This window comes from Marinimicrobium sp. ARAG 43.8 (assembly GCF_050113635.1).
In the GTDB taxonomy this organism is placed as follows: domain Bacteria; phylum Pseudomonadota; class Gammaproteobacteria; order Pseudomonadales; family Cellvibrionaceae; genus Marinimicrobium.
In genome coordinates, this window is sequence record NZ_JBNJLT010000001.1 from 748,003 (window position 1) to 772,663 (window position 24,661).

Sequence of the window (24,661 nt, forward strand, 5' to 3'; positions counted from 1 at the left end):
TAGGTGAGAGGGATCGCATTATTCGTTATGCCCCGTTTGTGAAAGGGCCACTGGGAACACCTCACCACTCCCCCCCAGTCGCAGAAGCCATGCCGCCACCGTGAGGGTCCATCGGGAATTGACAATGTCATCCACGAGGAGAACGGGCCCACTAGGAATGGGCAGTTCCACTAATCTGAGCGAACCGTCGAGGTTGCGTGCTTGCTGAGTGGCATTTGCCATGGTCTTCTGCTCTGGTCTGTCTTCCGTTTTCACTAGCACTTCATGGAAAGGAAGCCCTAGCGAGCCTGCCAGTCTTTCTGCGAAATTCGGAACAATCTCGGGGTGTTTTAGAGACGGGATAGCAGTGACCCATTCCGGAACTGGATGCGGCCGCCACTGAGCAATCATTTCAGCGCATGCCTGAACCAGCTGATCCGAAAAGTAACCATCTCGGTACCGGTTATCTCGAACAATGCGCCCCCAGCCGGCATCACCCCAAACGCATAACGCTTTACCCGGTTCAGCTCGGAATGCGGGAGCAATGTGGCCCCTAACATCGTACAAAGGCATCCCACCATCGGGCCATTTTTTGCGCGGCTCTATAGGCAAGGTGGTTCGGCGAAGAAATGCGACGGCAGCTCTGACCAGCTCAGCATCCACAACGGCGGGCAGAGGTGGTAAGGCTGGTTTCGTGACGCTGTGCGGGTCGCCGTCAAGCGCGTCGATCAGGAATTCCATGTGATCACCAAACGGCAGTCTAACATATTCCTCCATTTGCTGGTGCTCGGCTAGCCGTAACGCGGTCAATCGTTCCGTTCTATCCCAGAAGCCTTCACCCAGCACTGCGGCTGTGAGCTGCCATTTACTGCCTTGTTTGGCGATGGGCGCTGGAGCTTCGAGTGAGAGAAGTGCAATCGTCTTCTCGACTCGCTTCTTGCTGAGGTTGACTCGACTCAGCAGCTCAGGGACGGACAGGCCATTCGGCTCGTCTTCAAGCGCCTCAAGAACATCGGCAACTTCCTGCCGGGTCGGGAAGGCACTGCGGATAAACCAGTCCATAATGCCGCGCTCTTCCTCGCCACTGAGCAGCACGCCATAGGCGGCGTCCAACGCACGTCCCGCGCGACCAACCTGCTGATAGTAGGCGACCACCGAACCTGGCATTTGGTAGTGGATCACAAACGCCAAATCGGGCTTATCGTAACCCATCCCCAAAGCCGTTGTCGCAACCAGCGCTTTTACTCGGTTATTGAGCAGCGCCTGCTCCAGTTGCTCTCTACGGTCACCCGTTTCGCCGGTGTAGGCCGCCACGTTAAAACCTTGGGCTTTTAGCCATTCAGCCACTTGATTGGCGTCTCTCACCGTCAATGTATAGATGATGCCGTGACCCTGCAGCGTTACGAGTTGCTCTGCCAGCCAGGCGAGTCGCTCGGCCTGGCTGGGTAAGTGGATGGCCTGCAACGAAAGAGAGCTGCGATTGAGGTCGCCACGGGACACGTCAAGGTTCGGGCCAAGAACCGCAGTGAGATCGTCCATCACCCTGTTGTTCGCGGTCGCCGTAGTAGCCAAGAGCCGAAGATTGGAGGGTAAAGTCTTGACAATACGCTCCAGCAGTCGATAGTGAGGGCGGAAGTCATGCCCCCAATCGGAAATGCAGTGCGCTTCGTCAATGACCAGCAGAGAAATTTGCGCAGCTATACCTGCCAGCATCTGAGTACGAAAGCGCTCACTTGCGAGCCGCTCGGGTGAGATCAATAAAATATCGATTTCGCCGTTAGCTAGCTCTCCCTCAACTGAGGTCCACTCGTCCCTGTTGTCGGAATTAATGGTGCCCGCGCGAACTCCCATCCGCTCCGCCGCAGTAATTTGATTTCGCATCAGTGCCAGTAGCGGCGAGATAAGCAGCGCAGGACCGGCACCCGCTTCTCGCAGCAACTTGGTCGCAATGAAGTAAACAAAGCTCTTACCCCACCCGGTTTTCTGCACTACGAGCAAGCGGCCTCTGCCTTCGACAATGTGACGAATGGCATCTTCTTGATCCTCACGGAATGTGGCGTCAGCGCTCCCGGATCCGATCCGGAGAAGTTCCAGGGCGCGTTTTGGGTTGTAAGCCACGTCAATACTCTCCTTTGATCTGGTCGGGCGAGCGATAGCCGGGCGCCACCAAAGCATTCTGAACACCGCACAGCGGCTGGTAATCTTTTAGCCACAGCCTGAATTCCTTAGAACGCAGACTGTGGTCGGGTGAGCAGTCGACGTTCAATTGGCGAAGGATGTAACCGGCTGTGGCAGCCCTCAGCTTGATCCGTAGCACGCCTCCCCGCATACCAAAGTCCATTTCGGTGATCTCCGGCCTAGGCTGGTCAGGATGTGGAACCAACTCCAATTCAACGGTCCGGGCCCACTGAATATCCTGATTGCTGGCCTCGTGTGGCGCCACTATCTGTCCTTTGAGCACCACGGGTTGTCTAATTCTGCTGAGAGCGAAATCCCGAAATTCATTAGTCCTCCGGTCGAATGCACGGACGAGCCAACAAAAGCCGTTATCGATCAACGCGAAAGGGACGATCTCACGCTCAGAGCGGCCACTAGAAATCGAGTGGTGCTCGATGCCAAGTGGACACTCTTGATAGATAGCCCGAGTTACACTCGCGAGCACATCCAAGTCTATTGGTGTGGCTCGTGACGGGCTCTCACTGGCAACCCACGCTTTCAGCCGCACGGGCTCTCCATCTCCAAAGCCTTGAGTCAGCCACGACAGCACCCGCTCGGGGGGGAAGTCAAACACGGGCCGGAAGCCCGCACCCAAGATATAGGACTTGCCCTTGGAGTCGTACTTAATGTTGTTAGGAGCCAAGTCTCTGTAAAGCGCGAGGTCTCTAGATGCTGCGGCAGACTGAATACCAAACCGCGCGACCGAATCTTGGCGGCGCATCTCCCCGACAAAGCGCAAACGCAATTCTACGAATGCGAGCCGATCACGTTGTGGCTGTGTTAAATCTGCAAGCTTGTGGTTCGGCATCTGGGCCGGCTCGTTCGAGTTGGCGACTGCTTGTGGTTATTACGGGAAGTACATGGTCCACCCAGAAACCCGTTCACAAAATCATTATAATAATAACCTTATCATAATGATGATGACACGCCTATCGCGATTTATTTGTTAGTCACATATTAGTTCGTAATTAATCGCCCCCCCTCTCCAGCTCGGCAACCGAATCCCAGACAGTTTCAAACCTATATCACCCCCATGACCCCGGCCCCAGCACGCCGGTAAACCCTGGTTGATATAGGAGATACGGCTATGCACACCGCATGCCCTCGTTGTGATTCCCACCGCATTATACCCAGCCGCTATGGCCGCAAGGTCGGTGGCACCGTTGGCACAACCGCTGGCGCCATCAGCGGGGCCATTAGTGCTACTAGCGGCGCCCGACTGGGCTACACCGTCGGAGCTATCGCGGGACCAGCGGGTGCCGCCTCGGGCGCGGTGCTTGGCGCCATTGTGGGCGGGCTCTCGGGCTGCGCCGTCGGCGTTAAGCTTGGAGACAAGCTGGATGAGGAGGTGTTCCAGGCCTACCGCTGCCTGGGCTGCGAGCACCGGTTTTAGCTCCCCCCCCACTGATCAAAATTTGCTCAGACCGCTATCGGTCTGAGCCCTTTATTCCGTAGGAGAATCACTATGGCACACCTCGTTGAAAACATGGCCTATGTTGGCCAGACCCCCTGGCACGGCCTGGGTCGTCAATTGGATTCCGGCCTCCCCATTGATGACTGGGTCATTCAGGCCGGCATGGACTGGGAGATCCAGGAGTCCCCGGTGCGCTTTATCGCCGGGCAGCGTGAGTACCTTGGCGAGATCAAGCCCTTTGACGATCACAAGGTGCTGTATCGCTCGGACACCCATGACCCGCTGTCGGTGGTGGGTAACCGCTACAAGGTGGTCCAGCCTCGGGAGATTCTGGAGTTCTACCGGGATCTGACCGAACGCTCAGGCTTCGAGCTGGAGACAGCGGGCGTGCTCAAGGGCGGGCGCAAGCTCTGGGCCCTGGCCAGCACCGGGCAGTCCACCACGCTCAAGGGCAAGGACACCACCAAGGGCTATGTGCTGCTGGCCACCGCCTGTGACGGGACTATGGCCACTACCGCCCAGTTCACCAGTGTGCGGGTGGTGTGCAACAACACCCTGGCCGTGGCGCTGGGCAGCGGCTCAGGCGCGGTGAAGGTGCCCCACCGCTCGGTGTTTGATGCCGAGGCGGTCAAGCGGTCGCTGGGCATTACCGTCTCCGCGTGGGATGAGTTCATGTACCGGATGAAGCACTTGAGCAACCGCTCTGTTAAAGACAGCGAGGTGCGCCACTTCCTGCTGCGGGTCTTGGGTGATCCGGACAAGGCCTCCATCAGCAAGGGCACCGAGCGCAATATGGCGCGCGTACAGGCGCTGTATGACGGCCAAGGCCTGGGGGCGGACCTCGCCTCTTCCAAAGGCACCGCCTATGGCCTGCTCAATGCCGTCACTCAGTTTGTGGACCACGAGCGCCGGGCACGCAGCCAGGACAACCGGCTGGACTCCGCCTGGTTCGGCCAGGGCGCGGCGCTCAAAGGGCGGGCCCTGGACGAGGCCCTGCTGATGGTCGCCTGAGCCCACGGCTCCACTCTTCCTTCTTTACTTACCGTCAACCTCATAGAAGCCCCAGCCACCGACACGCGTGGCTGGGGCTTTTGTGCGTCTGGGAGACTCAAAAATGAAAGCACCCCGTATTACCTCACCCAAGCAACGGCCCGCCCTGCGGCTGGTCTCCACCAAAGACTTGAGCCGGAACGATTGGCTCAAAGTTCGCCAGACCGGCATTGGCGCCAGTGATGCGGCCGCCGCCGTGGGCCTGAACCCTTACCAATCCCAGCTTGAGCTGTGGATGATCAAAACCGGCCGGGAGGATCAGCTCCCCTCGGTCGATCCCGATGATGATGGCTCCCCCATGTACTGGGGCCATATTCTCGAACCGATTGTGGCCACCCACTACACCAAGCGCACGGGCAACAAGGTGCGTCGGGTGAACGCCGTCTTGCAGCACCCCGACCAAGACAAAGCCTGGATGCTGGCCAACCTGGACTACTCGGTGGTGGGCGCATCCGATGTTCAGATACTCGAATGCAAAACTGCCGGGGAGTTTGGGGCGCGGCTGTGGCGCGATGGTGTACCGGAGTACGTGCAGTGTCAGGTTCAGCACCAGCTGGCGGTGACCGGCAAAGCCGCCGCCGATGTCTGTGTGCTGCTCTGTGGCCAGGAGATTCAGGTGCACCGCATTGAGCGGGACGATGCGCTGATTGCTCGGTTGATTGAGCTGGAGCGCAAATTCTGGGACTACGTGGAAACCGACACCCCGCCCCCTGCGGACGGGTCGGAGTCCGCTGGAGCCGCCTTGCGGTACCTGTATCCCCAGGACGATGGCGAGACGGTGGATTTCACCGGTGACCCGCAACTGTGCAACGTGTTCGATCAGTTGGTGACGGCCCGCCATAAGCTCAAGAGCCTGACCCAGCAGGAGGAGCTGCTCAAACAAACCCTGCAACAGGCCATGGGTGAGGCGACCCGTGCCACCTTTGCGCGGGGCTCAATTTCCTGGAAGCGGAGCAAGGACAGCAAAGCCTTGAATACCGATGCCCTGATGAGGGACCTGCCGGAGCTGATGAACGAGTACCACACCACACGCCCCGGTAGCCGGCGCTTTCTGGTTCGCTCAGCTGACTGAGCGGGCGTAATTGCGCTCAGCTTTACGCCCCCTTCCAACTTCTTCTTTATCCACTCCCTTGGGTGAGCCGATCTGCGGCTCACCCTTGTTTAACGCTATGAGGATACCGCCATGATTAAAGGCCTAGCGATCACCCCGCCGGTCATTGGCCGGATCAGTATCGGTCGTGTCACCGAGAAGGACGGCAGGCGCCTGCCGGAGAAAGACGACCAATTCACCTTAACCACCCAGGTGCAGAGTCCAGAGGGATGGTTGCTCCATCCACTGGACGCTGAACTGCGGGACCAGACCGAGACGGGCAAGCTGCGCACGATTCCGGTCACCCTTCCCTTTAGTGATCCCGACCTGAACTTCCGGGCCGAGTACACGCTGTTTGACCGAAGCACCGGTCGGCCAGTCTGTGCCGGCGACGGTGAGCAGTGCCGGCGCCGCAATGATGAAGGCATGGAGCAACTGCCCTGCCCGGCTCCCGCACACTGCCAGTTCGCTGGTGGCAAGTGCAAACCCTACGGGCGGCTGAATGTGATGGTGGGTGATTACGACCCTCTGGGCACGTTTATCTTCCGCACCACCGGGTTTAATAGCATCCGCACCCTGATGGCTCGGCTGAGATACTTCCAGGCCGTCTCGGGTGGGCTACTGGCCTGCCTGCCACTGGAGCTTCGGCTACGCGGTAAAAGCACTACCCAAAGCCATCGGACGCCCATCTTCTATGTGGATCTCGGTATCCGTGAAGGCTTGACCCTGGAAGAGGCGATTAGCCAAGCGCGCAGGACCGCTGAACAGCGGCAAGAGTCTGGCTACGACCAGGACGCCTTGGATCAAGCGGCACGGTCGGCCCTGGCTAACTCCGCCTTCGAGGACGACGAGGACGAAACCCCGGTGATTATGGAGGAGTTCTATCCCGACGCCACCACGAAGCCACCGGCTAACACCGCGCAGCCCCTCTCCTTGGCCGACAAGCTCGAACAGCGTGCCAAAGCGCAATAACCCTTCTCTCTCCCCTGACCGGCCCACTCTCACACCGGCGGCGTTCATTCGCTGCCGGGGGCCTCCCTATGCGAGGACATTCTGATGAACGATACAACAACCCCGGATACCCTGCCTTTCTACCCACCCGCCAACAAAGGCGGCGACCACCATGGCCTGTCTGAAGCACTGGTACTGGACTGGGCTGAGGTGATCCTGCAGGAGCGTTTCCTGCGCAGCAACTACCTGGTCAGCCCCGACCTGGCCCGCAGCTACCTGCGGGTGGCCTTTGGTAAAGAAGACCGCGAAGTGTTCGGCATGGTTCTGATGGACAACCGCCACGGCGTGCTGGATGTCGCGAAGCTGTTCTACGGCACTATCGACGGCGCCTCCGTCCATCCCCGTGAAGTGGTCAAGACGGCGCTGAGCCACAACGCCGCTGCCGTGCTACTGGTTCACAACCACCCAAGCGGCAACCCCGAGCCCAGCACTGCGGACCGTCGGCTGACTGAGCGGCTGAAAGAAGCCCTTCAGCTGGTGGATGTTCGAGTGGTTGACCATATGGTGATTGGGAGTGATGAGGTGGTGAGTTTTGCGGAGCGGGGGTTGATATGACACCACTGGTACGCTCGGTCAATGCCGAGCGTACCAGTGGTGTTCAACTCCTTTTTTTGCAGTCTTCCCCAAACTTATACTCAAGCCTGAGAAAATATCCACTCCATCAGGAATCAATTTAGCAATACTAACCCTTTAACGCATGCCCTCTCCAAAGGTAATACACAACCGGCAACACCAGCAGAGTCAGAACCATCGCGCTCAACATACCGCCCACCATTGGAGCCGCAATTCGGCTAACAACTTCTGCACCTGTACCAGAGCTAAACATAATGGGCAGCAAGCCAGCAATAGTGGAAACCCCCGTCATCATCACTGGTCTGACACGTAGCCCAGCTCCGTGTGTCACGGCTTGAATTAGTTCCTCTCGACGGAATGGCGCTCCTTTCTCTTTGCAATCACTTACGAATTGACTGTACGACTGATTGAGATAGGTCAGCATAATGACGCCAATTTCTACCGCGACACCCGCGAGAGCGATAAACCCGACCGCCACAGCCACAGAGAAATTGAAATTCAAAAGGAACATTAACCAGATGGACCCGATTACAGCAAGCGGCAAGGTTCCTAGAATTATGGCTACTTCAGCGAAGCTCCTGAAGTTCATGTACAGCAGTATGATGATAATAGCCAAAGTCAGCGGTATTACATAGGTCATCTTCTCCTTGGCCCGCTGCATATATTCATACTGGCCGGACCAGGTTACCGAATAGCCCGCCGGCAAATCCAGTTGTTCCTGAACGGTCACCATGGCCTGCTCAACGTAAGTGCCTACATCCACGCCTTCGATATCCACAAAAGTCCAGCCGTTGAGCCGTGCATTTTCACTCTTGATTGCCGGGGGGCCTTCCTCTACATATACCTTTGCCACATCGCCAAGTGCAATACGCTCTCCGGCGGGCGTAACAATGGGCAGCAATGCCAATTGTTCCGGCGAGTCCCGGTAATGCTGCGGGTAACGCAAATTGATCGGATAGCGTTCAAGCCCCTCAATCGTCTGCGACACATTCATTCCCCCAATGGCGGTAGCCACCACCTGCTGCACATCGGCAATATTCAGGCCATAGCGTGCCGCCTGTTCCCGCTGAATATCCACCTTGATATAGCGACCACCGGCCACCCGCTCAGAGTAAACCGAGGCGGTTCCGGGCACATCTTTAAGGACTTGTTCCAACTGCTGGCCAATGGCCTGGATTTCTTTCAAGTCCTCGCCCGCCACTTTAATACCTACCGGCGTTTTGATGCCGGTCGCCAGCATGTCAATTCGGGTTTTGATGGGCATCACCCAGGCGTTGGTCAGGCCGGGGAATCGTATTAGAGCATCCATCTCCTTTTTAAGTTTCTCTGTGGTCATGCCCTCGCGCCACTGGTCTTTGGGTTTGAGCTGTATGAAGGTTTCAATCATAGTCAGTGGCGCTGGGTCAGTCGCCGTGTCGGCACGACCGATCTTGCCGAACACGGTTTTGACTTCCGGCACCGTAGCAATCAACTTATCGGTTTGTTGCAGTAACTCCCTGGCTTTTCCGATGGACAGCCCCGGATAAGTGGTGGGCATATACATCAGGTCGCCCTCATCTAAGTCAGGAATAAACTCACTGCCGATTTGATTGACTGGCCAGATCCCAATCAAAAGTATCACAACAGCCATTGCAAGCGTGGTTTTGGGGAACCGCAAGACGCCTTTGAGCAATGGCATATAGCCAGCAATCAGTAGCCTGTTTACCGGGTTCTTGCTTTCGGCGACCACCTTTCCTCGAATGAAATACCCCATCAAAACCGGAACCACTGTAACAGCGAGCGCCGCACTGGCCGCCATGGCATAGGTTTTAGTAAATGCCAGCGGACTGAACATCCGTCCCTCCTGGGCCTCCAGGGTAAACACCGGAATAAAGCTTACGGTGATAATCAGCAGACTGAAAAACAATGCGGGGCCCACCTCCGAAGCCGATTTCGCCACTACTTGCCAACGGTTTTCCGGCGTCAAAGGCGTCCGCTCCATGTGCTTGTGCATGTTCTCGATCATAACGATGGCACCGTCAATCATCGCGCCTATTGCAATCGCGATACCGCCCAGCGACATAATGTTGGCGTTCAGACCCTGAAGATGCATCACGATAAAAGCCGTCAAAATGCCCAACGGAAGGCTGATGACAGCAACCAGTGATGACCTGACATGAAAGAGGAAAATGACACAGATCAGCGCCACAATGGCAAGTTCTTCGAGCAGACTTTTCCATAAACTGTCAACGGCCCGGGAGATTAATCCGGAACGATCATAAACGGTGACAATCTCTACCCCTTCGGGCAAACCGCTTTTGAGCTTTTCCAGCTTTGCTTTGACGCCGTCAATGGTTTTTTGAGCATTTTCTCCCGAGCGCATCACCACGATACCGCCCACAGTTTCACCTTCACCATTGAGCTCAGCTATGCCACGGCGCATCTGTGGACCCACCTGGATCTCAGCCACGTTTTTTAGTAGCAGCGGCGCGCCGTTAGCGTTCACACCCAAGGGAATGTTACCCAGATCCTCCACGCCTTGGACGTAACCCGTGGCGCGCACCATATACTCTGCTTCCGCCATTTCCACCACTGAGGCACCGACCTCCTGGTTGCCACGTTGAATGGCGTTCTTAATATGCGACAGCGGGATATCAAAAGCACGTAGCTTTTCCGGATTAACCTTCACCTGGTACTGCTTGACCATGCCGCCAAGGGCCGATACCTCAGAAACGCCGCTCACCGTTTGCAGCTCGTATTTCAGGAACCAATCCTGCAGGCTGCGCAGCTGGCTCAAGTCATGCTTGCCACTGCGATCCACCAACGCGTAGAGGTAGACCCAGCCAACCCCGGTTGCGTCCGGCCCAAGTTGTGGCCGGGCGCTTGGTGGCAGTGTGGGAGCCACTTGGGACAGATACTCCAGCACCCTCGAACGGGCCCAGTAGGCGTCAGTATCATCATCAAAAATGACATAGACATAGGAATCGCCAAAAAAAGAATAGCCCCGCACGGTTTCCGCGCCCGGCACCGATAGCATGGCCGTGGTCAGTGGATAGGTGACTTGGTCCTCCACCACCTGCGGCGCCTGCCCGGGGTAGTTGGTCTTAATGATGACCTGTACGTCGGATAGATCCGGGATCGCGTCTACGGGGGTATTCTTCACGGAATAGAGGCCCACACCCACCAGCATCAAGGTGCCCAGCAGCACGAAAAATCGATTGCTGATGGACCAACGAATGATGGACTCAATCATGACGATGCTCCTCGTTGTCGTGATGATCGTGCTCCATGGCGTCCTGGCTCATGCTGTCGTGGTCCGGCATAGACATCTCATCGTGGCCCTTCTCGCTCGGTTCCGGCATCGAGCCCTGGCCTCCCCCTTTATGCTGGCTGTGGTCCATTTCAGAAGATTCGGTATCGCCTGAAGATCCTTCACCGGGGATGTGAACTTGGCTCAAGCGGTAGTCACCGCCGCTATCCTTGACGATCTGTACATGCAGGCGCATCCCCGGCTCGAGATCCTCCATGCTGACGCCTTCCTCGACCATGAAATCCATGGTCATGGCGGGCCAATCCCAATCTGGTATCGGCTCGTGCTCGAGAGTGGCCATACGGTGATCGGGCATCAGGCTGAGAACACGAGCGGAAACCCAAGTCGACGAGGGTTCAATGTCTTCTTCAACAGAGGCTTGTTCGCTCTGGTCGGGACGTGGCGTCATGCGTTCTAAATCTGCGGTTTTGCTGGACTCCGAGTCGATCAGGAATTGTGCGGAGGTGACGAGACGCTCCCCTTCATTTAAGCCAGCCAGAATTTCCACTTGCCGCTCTCCGACGCGCCCCACTTCAACGACTACGGATCTAAACCTGCCCTCTCCTAGTGCCAATACCACGCGTGCTTGACTGCCGGTACGAATCAAGGCTTCACGTGGAATCAACAGGGTTTCCGCTCCCGCCTCGGTTTCAATGACCATCTGCGCGAACATGCCTGGTTTCAAGAACCCGTCGGGGTTGTGGAAGTGCACCCGGACCTGGGCTGTACGGGTTTCGGCATTGAGTGACGGATAGAGGTAATCTACCTGCCCCAACCACTCGCGACCGGGTAGATAGTCCAAGCGCATACGCACAGGATCGCCCTCACTGACCAGATTCGCCTGGCGCTCAAACACCTCTCCGATCACCCAGATGTGCTCCAACTGACCTACGCTCATCATATTAGTGCCGGGTTTGATGAACATGCCTTCACGCACCGAGAGATTCTCCAATACACCGGACTGAGGGGCCACGAAAGTGATGTGTTGATTAATCCTTCGGGTTTCACGCACCCGGTCGATTTCATTCTGAGGTAAATTCAACGCCAACAGCTGGTCTACCGCGGCACCTACAGCCACTGAATTGTCGCGCTTTAGCGCCATTAGCAGCTCTTCTTGGGCGTTGACCAGCGTGGGCGAATAGAGCGTGTACAAAGGTTCGCCTTTTTTGACCGGATCGCCAACCGCTTCAACGTAGAGCTTCTCAATCCAGCCCTCAACTCGCGGGTTGACATGCACCAAGCGATTCTCACTGTATTGCACATACCCGACGGTTCTAACCTCCGGCTGAAGTCTGCCGGAGTCAACCCTAGCGGTACGCACCCCGAGATTATTGACCACCACGGGGGAAATTTTGACGGTCCCAGGCTCATCCTTACCACTGCCCTCCTCATAAACCGGAACAAGGTCCATGCCCATGGGCGATTTGCCGGGTTTGTCGCGCCGATATTCGGCATCCATGGGTGCCACCCAGTACAGCGGTTGCCGTTCGCCCTCAGTGGCTGTAGTCCCATTTTCGTTGACGTCACTCAACAACCAGAATCCCGATACACCGAGCAACGCACCCACGGTTGTACCAAGCAGTACTTTAGTTAATGTATTCATTGTTGACCTTCCTAAAACGGTTCGATTGCCCTGCATCGTCCGACGAGGGCTCGGCGAGCAGGTAATTGATTTGGGCCATTATTTTCTGACGCTCCACCGCGATCACAAGTGCTTCGACTTTGGCATTCAGTTCGGCAATGCGCGCCCGGACGGCCTCGGCGAAGTCTCCGCTATCGTTGCCATAGGCCGCCAACGAAGCCTCTGCCTGGTCGGCCATTTGCGGTAGCAGCTGCTCGGTGTACAGCGCCAAGCGCTCATCGAGCCGCGTCAGCTGAACGCTCGCCGTTTCCAGTTCTGCCATCAGTTGGCGACGAAGCAAGTGCCTTTCGGTTTTGATGGCTTCGGCTCGATTCACGGCGGCGCTGACCTCCCTGTCCTGGCGGTTGCCTGTGAAAATGGGAAGATCGAACGTCACGCCAATTGAGAACAGATCAGACCGCTCGCGCCCCATGGGATCGCGGGCGCGAGAGCCGTATTGGGCGGTCAGGCCCCACTCGGGTTTGTATTTCTGTTCTGCCAAATCGACGCCGGTTTGGGTCGCGTCAATGCGCTGCTCCAGCGCCATCAGAGCTGGGTGATGGCGGATCAACTGGTAGCGTGCGTGTTCGTCAGCGGCCTCGATAGTCGGTATAGTAAGCGGCCTGGCGAGTGATGGCGTCGGCAGTATCGGCGCTAAGGGGACTCTTGCAGCAGCCCCGATCCATTCAGACAGGCGGCGCTGTGCGGCCTCTTTCTGCTGCTTTAGCGTTGTCAAGCGATCATCCAGACGGGTTAGCTCCAACTGCGCGCGAATGACATCCTGCTGACGGACCTGACCCAACCCCGACGAATAATGGGCCTCGGCAGATTCCACCAGTTGCTCGAACAACCCCCGATTCCGCTCGATCAATCGAATACTTTCCTGTGCCCTGTAGGCCTCTAGCCATAACTGACTGGCCGTTGCTTCCACCTTGGCGCGGCGATCTATCCTCAGCAGAGGGTGCTGTCCAGCAAGCTGCTGTTTTTGCCGTTTGGCAAGCGCCAGACTGTCACCACGTGGGAACATTTGCGTGACACCCACCGACAACTGAGTCATAGCCTCCTGGTTGATGTCGAAGCTATCTACGGGGAAATTGCCCGCCATCAGACTCACGCGGGGATCCGGCAAGCTCGCTGCGGCAGTCGCCTCATCATTGAGCGCCTGCTGGGTGTGCTTGCTGCCAGCAAGCCAAGGATCTGCTTCGACGGCGAGGGCTACCGCTTCTTCCAGGGTCAGCGATTCCGAAACCGGCTGAGCAAGGGCTGTAGCACTGCCCAAACCAAGTGACATAACGGATAGCATTATGACTAGTACTCTCATAACTGAACTTCCTGTTGATCACCCGGCTGATATTGCTGGGCGGGGTTCTCTACACTGACAAACACTTCGGTGTTGCCATCTTTTTTCATCAGCAGGACCTGATAAGCCCTAAACCGATCTTCAGCCTCCATCCCCGGACTGCCAAGGGGCATGGCGGGTACAGTCAGACCCACAGCATCAGACGGAGGGTTGGCCAGAAACTGTTGGATGTAGCGCGCCGGGATATGCCCTTCGAAGACGTAGCCTTGTGACGATACGGAGGTATGACAGGAGCGGAGATTGGGTGCGATCCGATACCGATCTTTTATGAGTTTCAGGCTTGATGGGTGTTGGACATCTGTTTCAAAGCCCTCGACATCTATATGGTCAATCCACTTTTTGCAGCAGCCGCAACTTCGACTTTTGTAGACGGTGAGCACCTCAGCGCCACCAATGGCCCGATCAGGATTAACGAATCTCTCCTCCACTTTCCCACAAGCAACTAGCAAGGGCAGCGTGAGCAACCCCAGCATCAGAATTTTAAGGCGTGATGAATGCATATTTGCCTCCCATGACAAATCGCCACTTCGTGTTCAGGTTTCAATTAAAAGGCAGCGCCGCTTCGCCTCCCTTTGGGACGGCACATTACCTTTAGTACTTGGTCAGCACGGATTAATTGAGTGAAATCAGGCGATTGGAGGTCTTAGAAAAGGGAAAATCGGTGCCAGAGGAAGGGCAAGGTAGCGCAAACCTGAAGCCTCAGAACGAGTCCCCAATGACTCCGGGGTAGTCACGGAAGAAGTCAACATCTGAATTGACAAGGCACATCCCACCACCGCACAGCCAACCCCCGATTTATCGGTATCGCAGCACGCCCCCTCTGCAGACTGCACGCTCTCGACAGGGCCCATTGCTTGGTGATCAGTGTGTTCGGCAACACCTTTTAAGTTCGTGGATAGCTCGTTCGCTCCATCATCCATAGTGCAATAGCGGGGCATACCCATGGCAGAGGCCTCCCACAAGAACGGCATTGTTAGTAGAACTACAACAACTGTTATCCGGTTCACCCAGTCACGCCTTTGTCTGTGCCGAATCGGCGACAATCTCTATAATCTATAATGTCTCTATTACCCGAACGATCTATATTTCCTGTGCGTCGGTGCAATAGTTCTACCCTACCGGTCTATCGCGTCACCCCTGCTCAAAAAGGCGGTCGCCCAAGCGTAAGATCTTTCAGCTACCATGATAAGAAGAAGAAACCAACAGAAAGATGACGTCAAGATTACAAATTTGTAATCTATTCGTCACGTCCTGGAAATGGGCTAACCTTCAGACTCTAGTTTTAAGTTGACCTGTGACCAGGACACAGGTCTACCATACCGATATTGATAGTTGAACCTATGTCTTTAACGCAGGACCTTGACGTGGATCAATATGAGAGCTAACACCCAAGGTTACCCTGTTTACATTGCTGACGAAAGGGATGTGACCCTATGCGTGTTAACCAACTGGCTAATGAGACTGGGGTAAGTGTAGATACTGTTCGCTACTACACCCGTATTGGATTTCTGAAACCAACGAAGAACCCGTCCAATGGCTACAAGGAGTACTGTGCCAAGGAAAAGCGTCGAATGAGGTTTATCCTCAGCGCCAGACAACTCGGCTTTTCGGTGAGCGATATCGCCGAAATCCTGGAAACCGCTGATCAAGGTGAATCCCCCTGTCCTCTCGCTAGGGGGCTTATACAGAAGCGTCTGGAGGAGAACGAGAAAGGCTTCCAAGATAGTCAGCGACTACGGCAACGTATGTACTCCGCAGTCAGGGATTGGGAAACAAAACCGGACCGGGCGCCAACAGGCAACATGATCTGTCATCTGATCGAGGAGTTCAGTGAGAGCGGGGAGGATAAACGTTCAGTGTGACACAATCATTGAATATCTAAAGCTTATTGACACAAACAGAGGCACAAGCGCATGCATGTAGGAACCTGAGGTCTGGCAATTATCGTCACGGTTGTTGTCTCATGGCTGATGTACCGATATCTAGCTCCGGCCAGCTGGAAAGAATGGACGCGCGCTGGCGTGCTGCAGGCCTTTATTATCGCCTTTTACGCTGAAATGTACGGGTTTCCTTTAACGATCTACTTTCTAACTCGATTCTTCGGCCTCGATCTGGCATGGAACGAAGGCGGCAACCTCTGGGCGCAATTGTTCGGCACTCCTACCGCGCACGTCATAGCCATGCTGCTCGGCTATAGCCTGGTATTCGTAGGAGCAACTCTGGTCGCGGAGGGCTGGCGCCGGATACATCAAGCACGGCGCCGTGAGACTCTAATGACCGATGGCATTTACGCGATTGTTCGCCACCCCCAATACACTGGCCTCTTTCTCATCGTGTTCGGTGAAGGGGTTGTGCACTGGCCGACGATTGTCTCGCTGATCGCCTTCCCAGTAATTGTCCTAGCCTACACGCTACTGGCTCTGAAAGAAGAGCGGCAGATGCTGGAACAGTTTGGTGATGAATATCGGGCTTATCGACAGCACGTCCCGATGTTCATTCCCCGCCTCAATAAGTTGCAGCAGCAGGAGTTTTGAATGAGCTTAGAATTCACAACCATTATTAGTGGCATTGTTCTTCTGGTGGTTTTTGCGCTGGTGGGCTGGAACCTACGAAGAAAGCGTTCGCAATCTGAAAAAACAGGGGAAAAGAATGAACATTGACTCAAAACATTCGAGCGCCGTGGCTAAGCTGACTGTGCCGGGCATGGGGTCGGACCACTGTGCGGGTATTGTAAAGACCTCGCTACAGCGTCTTGACAGCGTCGGCGACATTACAACCAATATCGCTAGCCACCGCGTAGAAGTCACCTACGACCCCTCGACGGTGGACCTGGACGATCTCCGCAAAGCTGTGGAAAACGCCGGCTACGACGTCGCCGCCGCCAACACTTCGGGGGCGGGAAAGAAGGCCCAGCTTATCGTGCCGGGCATGGGCTCCGACCACTGCGCGGGCATTGTGCGTGAATCGCTCCAGCGGCTAGAGGGCATTGAGAGTATCAAAACCAATATCGCCAGCCACAAGGTTCACGTCGTAATGACCGACGCTGGACCCAGTGTTGAACAGCTTAAACAGGCGGTTGAAAAAGCCGGCTACGATGTCGCTCAAGCCTCCTCCGAAGCAGCGGAAGATGAAGCGGAAAAGGATGCCGATATCGAAGACGCCTACTTGAATCAGGCTTTGAAACGCCTTTGGATCGCCGGGATACCGACAACACTGATCATGGTGTTGATGATCCCGCACATGTTCTGGAAACCGATCCCCGATTATCTTTTGATTGTGGCCCTGTTGGCGTTTCCGGTGGTTTTTCTATATGGCGGCGCAGCCACTCACAAGTCCACCTGGCGCTCGCTCACCAACCGCACCTTCAACATGGATGTACTGATTTCCATGGGCAGCGTTCCGCCCTACCTGATCGGCCTGGCAGGCTTTTTCGTCACCATGACGTCATTCATTGAAATGGCCGCCACCATCATGACCTTTCACCTATTGGGGCGCTATCTTGAGGCCAAAGCCAAGGGCCGTGCATCTCAGGCGATCCGAAAATTATTAACCTTGGGCGCCAAGACCGCACGGGTCGAACGCGATGGCCAGGAGCAGGAAGTTCCCGTCAAGGAACTGCAACCGGGCGACATCATGGTGATCCGCCCCGGTGACAAGGTGCCGACGGATGGCGAAGTGGTAGAAGGCGAGAGCCATCTGGATGAATCGATTGCCACCGGCGAGTCGGTTCCAGTGTATAAATCTCCGGGCGATACCGTCATTGGCGCGACCATCAATAAAGAGGGACGTTTACGGGTCAAGGCCACCAAGGTGGGCGGCGATACCTTTTTGTCCCAGGTGATCAAACTGGTAGAACAGGCCCAAGGCTCGCGAGTGCCCATTCAGGAATTCGCCGACCGCATGACGGGGCGTTTTGTGCCCATCGTCATTCTGATTGCCCTGGCAAGCTTTGCGGTGTGGTTTGTTGCCGCCGACAGCCTGCGCCCCATACTTGCATGGGGCGCGGATTTTCTGCCCTGGGTTGATCAAACGGCGACCACCCCAGTACTGGCTATTCTCGCCGCCATTGCGGTTCTGGTTATCGCCTGCCCCTGCGCTTTGGGCTTGGCAACGCCTACCGCGCTGATGGTGGGCTCGGGTATTGGGGCCGAGCGAGGCATTCTGATTCGCTCCGGCGAGGCTATTCAAACCTTCAAAGACGTCAAGGTGATGGTGCTTGATAAAACCGGCACTATCACACGGGGCGAGCCCAAACTGACTGAAGTGGTTACGGCCAACGATGTCACAGAACAACAACTGCTGCAGTGGGCCGCGACGGTGGAAAATGCCTCTGAGCACCCCATTGCCCGCGCCATTGTCGAAGGCGCCCGCGAGCGTCAGGTGAGCCCGGGGGAGGTCAAAGAATTTCGTTCCACTGGCGCACGCGGCGTATCCGGCAAAGTCGATGGTGCGTTGGTTCTGATTGGCAACCGCAAATTGCTGAACGAAGAAGGAGTAAGCGGTCTAGAGGCGTTGGACGAGGATCTGGACAGCCTGGAAGGGCGCGGCCGCACCGCCGTACTGGTCGCTGTCGATGGGAAAGCGTGTGGCATTGTTGCCGTGGCCGACACCATCAAAGAGGAATCAGTAGCCGCTATACGCGGCATGCATGAGTTGGGCCTGCATGTGGTAATGATCACCGGCGATAACGAACGCGCAGCGCGCGCTGTTGCTGAGGAAGTGGGCATCGACGAAGTACAAGCCGGAGTGCTCCCGGAAGGAAAGGTGGATGCGATCCGTGAGCTGCAAAAGAAGCATGGCAACCATGTCGCCATGGTAGGCGACGGCATCAATGATGCGCCAGCGTTGAAACAGGCCAACGTGGGTATCGCCATAGGTGCCGGCGCCGATGTGGCCATTGAGGCGGCCGATGTGACTCTGGTTCGCGGTGAACTGACCGGCGTAGTGGAAGCCATGCATCTCTCCCGAGCCACCTTTGGAAAAATTGTTCAGAACCTGATTTGGGCGAGTGCCTACAATGTGGCCGCTATACCCATCGCCGCCGTCGGGTTACTGCACCCCATGATCGGCGTAATCGCCATGACCGTGAGCTCGTTATCAGTCATCGGCAATTCAATTCTGCTTAAGCGAGTGAAGCTGAGTGTCGATAAATGACCCGATTTCACACCGATAGAGACCGCCACCTCGGCACAGGAGAATCCTAATGGCTAACAAACCCGGCTACTGGAACAGCCTTCACGGATTGACGACGATTGTACTGATTGTCGCAGCGCTTTACTTCCTCTTAGTGGAGCACGGCGCCCATGTTTTTCCGTACCTTCCCTTTCTGATTATCCTGCTGTGCCCGCTGATGCACATTTTTATGCATAAGGGGCACGGTCACGGGAAGACCGGGAACGGCGAACACCAGCACCAAGACGCGGAAGAGGCTTATCGCCGAGGGCTGGAAGAAGGAAGAAAGGAGGCTGACAGAAAATGAAGCATAAAGAGCATCGACTAGGCGTTTCAGGAGTCAACTTGGTGAAGCGTCAGCTGGGTCTTCGTAAACCAATCATTACCGAAAAACTGAACGCCGCCGTTGCAGAGATTGACGAGCTATACGGCCTAGATAACGTCGTTTTTCATGGAAGTTCTTGTAAGCTCGATTTTTCCTATGATGCATCAAGGCTGTGCCTCCAATGCGTAGAAGACATTCTCGTCAAGTACGACGTTCCAATAAAGCAAGATTGGTGGACGCGACTCAAAGAGGGGTATTACCTGTTCGTGGACCAGAACGTTAAAGTCAACGCTCAGCATGAACCCTGGAGTTGCCACCGAGTGCCTCCGCATACTCGACGATAGGGAAAAATCTAAAAAGTGCCCTGGATGACCGAAGAATACTCCTTACACAAACCTCGCCTAATTCGTTATGAAGACTCAATCAAATGCCGAGAACGTTGTATGGATGCTGGTAGTTGCACTGCTCTGGGCCATCTGTTTTCCGCTCATCGTGACCGGGCTGCCGGACGCGCCCCCCTTGCTGTTTGCTGCCTTGCGCGCTTTTCTTGCGGGAGGGCTGCTCTTCGCGGTTCACTTGGTTCTGCGGCGGCGCGCGCCTTACCCTTTTAGCCCCCGAGACTTGGGGCTGTTGAGCTTAATCGGATTGTCCTATACAGCGATGGGATTTGGCGGAATGTTTCTAGCAGCAGGACACCTATCACCGGGACTGGCAACTGTCCTGGCAAGTACTCAGCCCCTGATTGCCGCAGCGATCGCCGCCGCTTGGCTCGGAGAAACGTTGAAGAGCAAGGGCATAGCCGGACTTGTCACAGGTTTTTTGGGCGTCACCTTGCTTTCTTGGTCCGGATTCGACAATAACAATGCCGGTTATCTATGGGGAATTATCTGGGTTCTTATGGGCGCCATCGGAATAGCCATCGGCAACATTCTATTAAAAAAGCGTGCCGGCGGATCAATTGCCGCCCCCATGGCCGTTCAGTTATTAATAGGCGGCGGAATACTCTTGCTTGCATCCGCGGTGGGCGGCGAACAGTGGGAGATTCGGTGGACATTTCGGTTCACCGGTTCCCTTCTCATTCTATCCGCTCTGGCGACAGCCGCCATGATGTATTTATGGTTCGCCCTGCTGGCCCGCGCACCCTTAAACCGATTGAACGTCTTCAGCTTTCTAACCCCGGCACTTGGGTTGCTAATTGGATTTATATTCTTTGAAGAGCGACTCCAACCCGTCCAAATTCTTGGAATAATTGTTGTCATTGTCGGTATAGCCATGATGCAAGGGAGAGGTGCTGTGGCAGCCGCCGACGAGAGTGCAACACCGCCTTAGTCGCTAGAGTCCTTCCTCCTTACTATACAGATGGAGTGGAAAACCCCGTAACAGGAGTAAAATGTGATAGAACGAATGCGCCAAGGAGCACCCACCAGCCGATTATCGGTAGTCTTGCCGGAACTCCCCCTGGCGGGATTTGGTTTTTTGACGCACTTTTTATGGGAGATGCTTCAAGTACCCTGGTTCATGGGTATGGCGAATTCGTCTCACGGCTCTGTGGTTTGGCTGTGTATCCAGGCTACCGGCGGCGATGTGCTGATTCTACTGGCCAGCTTCTGGTTTTCCTCAATAGTCTTTGGACACCGTCGATGGCTCCTCGAGGGAAAACGAAAGCCTGCTATCACCCTTCTGGTTGCGGCACTTCTCGTGACCATCGTCATGGAATGGCTGGCGACTGGCCCGCTAGAGCGGTGGACATACGCAGACTCAATGCCGGTCATACCGCTGTTAGGCGTGGGGCTAGCTCCACTTCTGCAGTGGATTATTCTCCCGCCACTGATAATGTGGCTGTCGCACAGACATATGCTTGGCTGCATGGCAATTCGATCCAGTCGTGCGGTTTAGCTGCATAAGAGCACTGGCTCTTTGCGCCGGCACAAGCGCTTACGCCGGTCAAAAACTGAGCAGACAAAATCGCCGACACAAGCTTGTTTAAGGCAAAGAATTCAGAATTTCTGTAACGAGAAGAGGAAATTAGCTATGAACGATTCTACTGTAGTGAATACCCGTTTACGTACCGTCCCGCTAGGCAACACCCTGTCAGTTCTGTTAGTAATCAGCTATCTGCTGTGCGTAGGCTTTGGCCTGCTCGCCCCGGCGCAGATGCGTATGTACGAAGCTTGGGCGCCTTTATTGCCCGGCTTCGAATGGCTTACGTGGTCGGGATTTTTAATTGGATTAGTTGAAGCCTATTTGTACGGTTGGTACATCGCGGCTCTGTTTGTGTCTTTGTATCGCTGGTTCTCAAAAGAGAGACAATGATTATTTTTAATGGATCCTACGTCGAAACGGGTAGAAACGTGAGAACTGTCTGGTGAGCTATTTATGAACCGATTAACAACTTTCCTGAAGAGACACCTCGGTGATGTCGGGGTGGTTTTCTACACCTCACTACTCATTATTACCGCCTTTGTCGTCACCTCTGCCCTTCAGCCGGAAACCGTTGAAGCAATCGCCCAGAAAGTCCTCGATGCAACCGCCAAAAATGTTGGTTGGATGTACTTGATGGCAACCACCGGCTTTGTACTATTTATCTTTTTCCTGGCGTTCTCCAGGTTCGGAAACCTCCGCCTGGGCCAGGAGAACGAGTTGCCGGAGTTCTCCTTCACCAGCTGGCTGGCCATGATTTTCTCGGGGGGCATGGGCGTTGGACTGGTGTTCTGGGGCGTGGCGGAACCCATCATGCACTTGAACGTTCCGCCCCTGGGCCTTGCCGAGCCGCGCAGCGTAGAGGCGGCGCAGCTGGGCATGCGTTACTCGTTTTTTCACTGGGGTTTTCACCAATGGGCCAACTTTACCCTTGTGGGTCTGGCTATCGCTTATGTCCGTTTTCGCCACAATAGCTATGGTTTGATCAGCGAAACATTCCGCCCCCTGTTGGGAGAGCGAGTAGACCGCGGTTGGGGAAAAGCCATCGATATTCTGGCGGTAGTATCCACCTTGTTCGGGGTTGCAACGACTCTGGGGCTTGGCGCGCTGCAGGTCAATAGCGGCCTCTCCCGGCTGGGTGTAATGGATTACTCGACCACATCGCAGTTTATGATCCTGGGAGGGCTTGCAACGCTTTTTACCATATCGGCCATGACGCCACTCGACAAGGGCATACGCCATCTCAGTAACGCCAACCTTGTAATCGCGAGCGGCCTCCTGCTCTTCGTCCTGGTCACGGGCCCCACGGCCTTTATTTTTGGTGAGCTCACCCAAACGCTTGGCGAGTATCTCGGAAACCTCATCGAAATGAGCCTGGTAACCGCCCCCCACTCCGACGAAAAGTGGGTGGAGCAGTGGACCATGTTTTACTGGGCATGGGGGTTAAGCTGGGCGCCCTTCGTGGGGAGTTTTATCGCCCGAATATCAAGGGGAAGAACCATTCGGGAGTTCGTCATGGGGGTAATGGTCATTCCCGTCGCCTTGAGCATGCTGTGGTTCTCAACCTTTGGTGGTTCCGCCATCCATTTCGAACTGTTTGAAGGCGTCGGTATCGCCGATGCCGTGGCAGAAGAAGTTCCATCCGGTCTTTACGTACTTTTAGATCAACTGCCTTGGGGTGGGGTCGCCGCTGTTCTGGCGGTCATACTGGTCTCGATGTTTGTGGTCACCTCTGCGGACTCAGCCACCTTCGTACTGGGCATGTTCACCTCCAAGGGTGTACTAACGCCAACACGCTTTGTTCGAGTGCTCTGGGGCTGCTTGCAGCTGTTAATGGCCTCCGTGCTCTTGCTGAGCGGCGGGCTGAACGGGCTCCGCACTCTTTCCATTGTCGCCGCATTTCCTTTTATGTTGCTGATGGTCCTAATGGCTTTCTCTCTTCATAAAGACCTTGCGACAGACATTAGGCGCCGCGAAGAGAAAAACGCAATGATGCATGCCCGCATGGAGCAATGGCTGCTGAGAGAGTCTGAGCGGGAAGCGGAGCGTCAAGAAGAAGAGGAACTCCATCCAAGCGCCCCCGAGCAATGTCCGGGATTGAGCCGGACGGGACAATCGACCCCGATAGAAGAGACGTAGCTGGTGAACCAACAAGGGGCCAAGTTACCCTGGCCGACGCCCTTTCCTGGGCTTACGGTACCGGACGATGAAATGCCCATTTGAGAAAGTGCGGACTGAAAAACCACTCGTTACCAAATCCACCGCTTCATCAAGCGGGTTCCATGGCCCAAGTACAGCGCATTTTGCTACAATCCCGAGAACTTTCGTAAACCTACGATCATTTGGTATGACCTGTGCACCCAACTAATGAAACTTCACAGCAGGCAGAGGCAAAAAGACTCAACCAAAGTTGTTCCTGCGTCACTCTCGATCGGCCAGCGGTAGCTCAGGATATCGCCCATCTACTGGGTGAAGACGCCGAGGATATTTTGTCCAGCGAGGCCTGGCATCAACTTTTCTCCAACGTTGCTGTCTTTGTTCCCGACCAAGATCTGGCCAAGATGCAGGCCTTGGTTCGCGCATTGGAAGCGGCCGCTGCGCTCTCCGACTATCGAGAGAAGGTGTTGTCCTGGGCACCATCGACAGCACGGCTCGACCCCGGTCCCGCTGGTGCCTTTATGGGCTATGACTTCCATCTTGGCGACGATGGACCACGTCTAATCGAGATTAACACCAATGCCGGAGGTGCGTTTCTCAATGCGATTCTTGTCCGTGCCCAAAAACGATGCTGTGGCGGTGCGACCAATGAACTCTGGACCGAGGACTTTGACCGCGAGGTGATCCGTCAGTTCGAAAGCGAATGGCGCGCCCAGCGCGGCAGCAGACGCCTGGAGACAATCGCGATCGTCGATGATCAGCCAGAGGAACAGTACCTCTATCCGGAATTCAGGCTCGCTCAGAGGTTGCTGCAGAGGGGCGGAATCGAGACCCACATTCTGTCCCCCAAAGATTTTCAGCTTAATAACGGAGTGCTGTACGGCAACGGCAAACGAATCGATCTGGTGTACAATCGGTTGGTGGACTTCGGACTCGAAGCCCCCGATCACGCCACCTTACGCGCGGCCTGGTCGGAGGGAGGCGCTGTTATAACCCCCAACCCCCACATTCACGCACTGTTCGCGAACAAACGCAATTTGGCTGTTCTGTCAGATCAAACGACCTTGAGGGAGTGGGGCCTGAGCGCTGAGAACGCCGAATTGCTTCGCCAAAGTATTCCGCGCACCCAGTTAGTCGATGCCGCCAATGGCGAAGAACTCTGGCGGCAGCGACAGCAATTGTTTTTCAAACCTGTAGCGGGTCATGGCAGCAAAGGAGTTTACAAAGGCAGCAAACTCACAAAAAGCGCCTTTGCCCGAATTCTAGAAAGCGACTACATCGCGCAGACCTATGTGCCACCTTCAGAACGCCTGGTGATGGTCGATGACGAGAGGGAAATGCTCAAGGTCGACGTACGTCTATATACCTATCGCGGCGAGCTGCTGTTGGCGGCGGCGCGCTTGTATCGGGGCCAGACCACCAATTTTCGCACCCCAGGTGGTGGCTTTGCACCAGTTCTCCTCAAGCAAACCTAGCGGGAGAC

20 protein-coding genes are annotated in these 24,661 nt (G+C 55.6%); 14 read left to right on the forward strand and 6 right to left on the reverse strand.

The genetic code is table 11. From position 1 onward, the window contains the following. Window positions 1-18: 18 nt before the first annotated feature. Window positions 19-2,097: a RecQ family ATP-dependent DNA helicase gene (locus ACQCLF_RS03145; RefSeq protein ID WP_265367088.1), complete on the reverse strand. Its 2,079-nt coding sequence runs from the start codon at window positions 2,095-2,097 to the stop codon at window positions 19-21. Between the two features lies 1 nt (window position 2,098). After that, entirely contained in the window at window positions 2,099-3,004 is a 906-nt protein-coding gene (locus tag ACQCLF_RS03150) for a helix-turn-helix transcriptional regulator (protein ID WP_265367087.1), read from the reverse strand. Between the two features lie 279 nt (window positions 3,005-3,283). Here ACQCLF_RS03150 and ACQCLF_RS03155 point away from each other — a divergent pair, with 279 nt between their 5' ends. From ACQCLF_RS03155 to radC, 5 genes are all read left to right on the forward strand, one after another. Next, window positions 3,284-3,589 (forward strand): hypothetical protein, encoded by a 306-nt coding sequence (locus ACQCLF_RS03155; RefSeq protein ID WP_265367086.1) that lies wholly within the window; start codon window positions 3,284-3,286, stop codon window positions 3,587-3,589. A gap of 72 nt (window positions 3,590-3,661) precedes the next feature. Then, complete coding sequence (locus tag ACQCLF_RS03160) at window positions 3,662-4,621, forward strand: DUF932 domain-containing protein (RefSeq protein WP_426984853.1); 960 nt, start codon at window positions 3,662-3,664, stop codon at window positions 4,619-4,621. 103 nt (window positions 4,622-4,724) lie between these two features. Continuing rightward, window positions 4,725-5,732, forward strand: a complete 1,008-nt coding sequence (locus ACQCLF_RS03165; protein WP_426984854.1) for a YqaJ viral recombinase family protein — start codon at window positions 4,725-4,727, stop codon at window positions 5,730-5,732. Between the two features lie 111 nt (window positions 5,733-5,843). Beyond that, on the forward strand, window positions 5,844-6,722 hold the full coding sequence (locus ACQCLF_RS03170) for a hypothetical protein (RefSeq protein WP_426984855.1): 879 nt from the start codon (window positions 5,844-5,846) through the stop codon (window positions 6,720-6,722). Window positions 6,723-6,806: 84 nt separating this feature from the next. Then, window positions 6,807-7,316 (forward strand): RadC family protein, encoded by a 510-nt coding sequence (gene radC / locus ACQCLF_RS03175; RefSeq protein ID WP_426984856.1) that lies wholly within the window; start codon window positions 6,807-6,809, stop codon window positions 7,314-7,316. Window positions 7,317-7,443: 127 nt separating this feature from the next. On the opposite strand, the gene ACQCLF_RS03180 is transcribed toward radC, so the two are convergent. From ACQCLF_RS03180 to ACQCLF_RS03195, 4 genes are read right to left on the reverse strand one after another with little or no spacing between them, the layout of a single operon-like run. Continuing rightward, window positions 7,444-10,566: an efflux RND transporter permease subunit gene (locus ACQCLF_RS03180; protein WP_426984857.1), complete on the reverse strand. Its 3,123-nt coding sequence runs from the start codon at window positions 10,564-10,566 to the stop codon at window positions 7,444-7,446. Beyond that, window positions 10,559-12,226 (reverse strand): efflux RND transporter periplasmic adaptor subunit, encoded by a 1,668-nt coding sequence (locus ACQCLF_RS03185; RefSeq protein WP_426984858.1) that lies wholly within the window; start codon window positions 12,224-12,226, stop codon window positions 10,559-10,561. The genes ACQCLF_RS03180 and ACQCLF_RS03185 overlap by 8 nt, the downstream gene beginning before the upstream one ends. Beyond that, complete coding sequence (locus ACQCLF_RS03190; RefSeq protein ID WP_426984859.1) at window positions 12,210-13,535, reverse strand: TolC family protein; 1,326 nt, start codon at window positions 13,533-13,535, stop codon at window positions 12,210-12,212. Before ACQCLF_RS03190 ends, ACQCLF_RS03185 begins: the two co-directional genes overlap by 17 nt. 26 nt (window positions 13,536-13,561) lie before the next feature. Then, the gene (locus tag ACQCLF_RS03195; RefSeq protein ID WP_265367062.1) at window positions 13,562-14,104 is read right to left on the reverse strand and encodes a DUF411 domain-containing protein; all 543 of its coding nucleotides are present in this window, start codon (window positions 14,102-14,104) and stop codon (window positions 13,562-13,564) included. 933 nt (window positions 14,105-15,037) lie between these two features. Here ACQCLF_RS03195 and ACQCLF_RS03200 point away from each other — a divergent pair. The 9 genes from ACQCLF_RS03200 to ACQCLF_RS03240 all read left to right on the forward strand — a co-directional run bounded on the left by ACQCLF_RS03200 (window position 15,038) and on the right by ACQCLF_RS03240 (window position 24,653). Continuing rightward, a complete protein-coding gene (locus ACQCLF_RS03200) occupies window positions 15,038-15,466 on the forward strand; it encodes a MerR family transcriptional regulator (protein WP_265367061.1) in 429 nt (142 codons plus the stop codon). 108 nt (window positions 15,467-15,574) lie between these two features. After that, the gene (locus tag ACQCLF_RS03205) at window positions 15,575-16,138 is read left to right on the forward strand and encodes a methyltransferase family protein (RefSeq protein ID WP_426984860.1); all 564 of its coding nucleotides are present in this window, start codon (window positions 15,575-15,577) and stop codon (window positions 16,136-16,138) included. After that, on the forward strand, window positions 16,139-16,264 hold the full coding sequence (locus tag ACQCLF_RS03210; protein ID WP_265367059.1) for a hypothetical protein: 126 nt from the start codon (window positions 16,139-16,141) through the stop codon (window positions 16,262-16,264). It abuts the gene before it with no gap. Then, entirely contained in the window at window positions 16,254-18,758 is a 2,505-nt protein-coding gene (locus ACQCLF_RS03215) for a heavy metal translocating P-type ATPase (RefSeq protein ID WP_426984861.1), read from the forward strand. The genes ACQCLF_RS03210 and ACQCLF_RS03215 overlap by 11 nt, the downstream gene beginning before the upstream one ends. A gap of 49 nt (window positions 18,759-18,807) precedes the next feature. Beyond that, entirely contained in the window at window positions 18,808-19,083 is a 276-nt protein-coding gene (locus ACQCLF_RS03220) for a DUF2933 domain-containing protein (RefSeq protein ID WP_426984862.1), read from the forward strand. Between the two features lie 429 nt (window positions 19,084-19,512). Next, window positions 19,513-20,430, forward strand: coding sequence for a DMT family transporter (locus ACQCLF_RS03225; protein WP_426984863.1), 918 nt, complete (start codon window positions 19,513-19,515; stop codon window positions 20,428-20,430). Window positions 20,431-21,132: 702 nt separating this feature from the next. Then, window positions 21,133-21,414, forward strand: coding sequence for a DUF5676 family membrane protein (locus tag ACQCLF_RS03230; protein ID WP_008930126.1), 282 nt, complete (start codon window positions 21,133-21,135; stop codon window positions 21,412-21,414). Window positions 21,415-21,477: 63 nt separating this feature from the next. After that, entirely contained in the window at window positions 21,478-23,160 is a 1,683-nt protein-coding gene (locus tag ACQCLF_RS03235) for a BCCT family transporter (protein WP_008930125.1), read from the forward strand. Between the two features lie 215 nt (window positions 23,161-23,375). After that, window positions 23,376-24,653, forward strand: coding sequence for a hypothetical protein (locus ACQCLF_RS03240; RefSeq protein ID WP_426984864.1), 1,278 nt, complete (start codon window positions 23,376-23,378; stop codon window positions 24,651-24,653). The last annotated feature ends 8 nt before the right edge of the window (window positions 24,654-24,661 follow it).